2 protein-coding genes and 1 pseudogene are annotated in these 2,441 nt (G+C 67.2%); 2 read left to right on the top strand and 1 reads right to left on the bottom strand.

The genetic code is table 11. From position 1 onward, the window contains the following. Together WBB07_RS29900 and WBB07_RS29895 are read left to right on the top strand one after the other, a co-directional pair. On the top strand, positions 1-1,173 hold a 1,173-nt coding region (locus WBB07_RS29900; RefSeq protein WP_526313479.1), incomplete at its 5' end, for an EspK C-terminal domain-containing protein. Then, positions 1,170-1,928, top strand: coding sequence for a hypothetical protein (locus WBB07_RS29895; RefSeq protein ID WP_526313477.1), 759 nt, complete (start codon positions 1,170-1,172; stop codon positions 1,926-1,928). The genes WBB07_RS29900 and WBB07_RS29895, both read left to right, overlap by 4 nt. 14 nt (positions 1,929-1,942) lie before the next feature. Here the strand turns inward: WBB07_RS29895 and WBB07_RS29890 are convergent. Then, a pseudogene (locus WBB07_RS29890) lies at positions 1,943-2,441 on the bottom strand (MobF family relaxase); the annotation flags it as partial.

The following is a 2,441-nucleotide window of genomic DNA, read 5'->3' as shown; positions in this document are numbered from 1 at the left end:
GGTACCGGCGGGGGTGCTCCGATGATGCTTCCGCCCGGCTCGATGGGACCGCCCGCGGGGGCTGTTCCGCCCGCGGCGACCATGCCTGCCGGAACGGTCGGCGCTGCCAGTAATGCTCCAGCACCCTCGCCGGCCCCGTCGAGTGCGGGCGCGGGCGGCGCGACGCTGATCCCGGCGAGCGTGGTGGCCGCCGGGCAGACGGCGGCGGCCCGCGAGCGTCGCGAGTCGGCCGACGCCGCCGCAGCCAAGGAGTTGGCCTGGAAGCTCCAGCACGCGGCCCAGGCGGTCAACTATCCGATTGAGTGGGCGGTGGGGGTCTTCCGTTCTCCGAGCGGCACGGAAACTGTCATCACCTCCAATGACGGGGCCAGCTACATCCCCGCAGGAGTGTTCGTTCCCCGATCGGTCCGCGTGTTGGCTACAGATCCGTTGGTGGACGATCATTTTCGGCAGTTGTGGTTCGGCTGGTCAGATCCAGCGCGGGTCCTCGTCGAGTACGCGCAGCTGCGCGCCGAGCTGGGCTGGCGCCTAGTGGCCGCAGCGACCACGGTCGGAGTGAGTGCGCTGCGCGATGCTGGGGTCGAGCACCCACCGTCGTGCACACGTCAGACCAACCCGTTACTGCAGCCTGGCATCCAGGCCCCCGCCCCGGCCCTGGACGGGATGCACGTACACCGTCTGGCGGCACTGTGGCCGGAGGTGTATCCGCGGCTGCTGCGCGTCATGGATACCGACCCGATTTTCCAGGACAGGATCGTTTCGCGGGTCAGCGCGTCCTTAGTCAACTCGGCGACCACCCAGGCCCAGGCCGTCGAGGGGGGCATCCCGAACGCTGTGCGTGCGATCTGGCTGACGCGGGGCGGGGACAGCAATCCCAGCCCTCAGCAGTGGGCGGAGTATGACGCCGCGGCCAAGGATTTCAACACGGTTACTTCGATCTTCCGGCCGGGGTTCGTCGGCCAATCCGATCCGAGCGACACCATCGAGGAGCTGGCGCGCTACCGGGCGCACTGGCTGGTGGCGCGTACCGCTGAGCTGATCGGCGGTTGGGCGACACGCCCACTGCCTCTGCCTGATATGTGCTATGCCGCGGCCGCCGCCGGCGACGTCCATCTTCGCGACGTGATCGTGAAGGAGCTAACCGGTGTCGAGGAAGACTTGGGCGAACGATGACGACCAATGACGATTTTCTGATCGACGCGGAATATCAAGGCGTGGAACTGGGCACGCGCCATGCCAACCTGGCGGTCCTCGTTGCCCGGGCAGCGCAGTGGGCCCGCGCTTTTTGCACTCCCATCTCCGACTCAGACCACACCGGGTACGACGTCGATGTTGACTACCCATTGATGTCGCATGCCGTTGCCCTGGAGGGGCTGCACGCGCGGCTCGGGGCGGCCATGGCGGAGTTGGTGACCTCGATGGCTCCGAGCCCCGATATTCGGATGCACACCCCGGCGGCAGGATCTGAGGCGCGTGTGCTGGGCTCGCCGGTAACGCACTTCGACGGTGCCGTCTTCGTGGTGGGATTGGAGCCGCAAAGCCGTTATCGGGTTACCCATCAAGCAATTTGGTGCGAGTCAATCGGATATGCGCGAGCGTTCTTGGCTTCAGCGCAGACGTCTACCGTCGAGCTGAGCTGGTACGCCGTGGCGGTGCAAGAACTCCTCGACCAGGCGTTCGCAACCGTGCGGGACGCCTACGCCGATGCGGTGGCGGCGACCTACGGCGGCCTGTTCGCCGCCCTGGCCGGCCCCGGTATGTCCAGCGTTCTGATCTCCTGCATGCAAGAGCTGACCCGCGCAGGTTTCGACGATTCCCATTGCGAACCGGTGCTCAGCAGACTCGAAGCTAATTTCCCGGTTTCTGTGGCGAAATGTCGTGCCAGACAAGATAAGTGGCAACCGACCAGTATCGCCGTCAACCAGTAAGCATCTGCCCCGCGTTAGTCGATGCCGAGGCCGTGCCCGCGGTCCCGGTCTAGGCTTCGGCCGCGAGTGGGGGGAGTGGTGCGGATCTGCCAACTGCGGGCGGCCACGGCACGATGACTGTCGGCGGCAGCCGCCAACACCGGATCGTTGATATCCGTTGCAGGGATTGTTCTTTCATTCCACGGCAGCGCGAGTCCATCGAGGAGTCGTCGAGAGTTCCCGGGCTCGCCGCTGTCGACGAGCAAAAGCCTGCCGTGGGCGGGGACCAGGGCGGCGGCCACGGCTGCGAGGTGCGCGGGGTTGGCGGTGGCGGCGTCCTCGACGACGACGATGGCTCCGGCGGTCGCGTGGTCGGGGAGGCCTTTGGCGAGCTGGGCGAGGCTGACGTGACCGGGCTGCGGGGTCGCACTGATGCGGGCCAGGTTTCGACCGGCGTCCGCGGCCGCGGCGTCGATCGCTTCGGTGAGTTCGGGCGTGTAGCGCTCGGCGGCCATGGTGGCCACCACGTAGGGC

It is taken from the genome of Mycobacterium sp., from assembly GCF_049647605.1.
Classification (GTDB): Bacteria; Actinomycetota; Actinomycetes; order Mycobacteriales; family Mycobacteriaceae; genus Mycobacterium.
The sequence above is the reverse complement of the archived record's forward strand: the minus strand, read 5'-3'. Positions and strand labels throughout refer to the sequence as shown.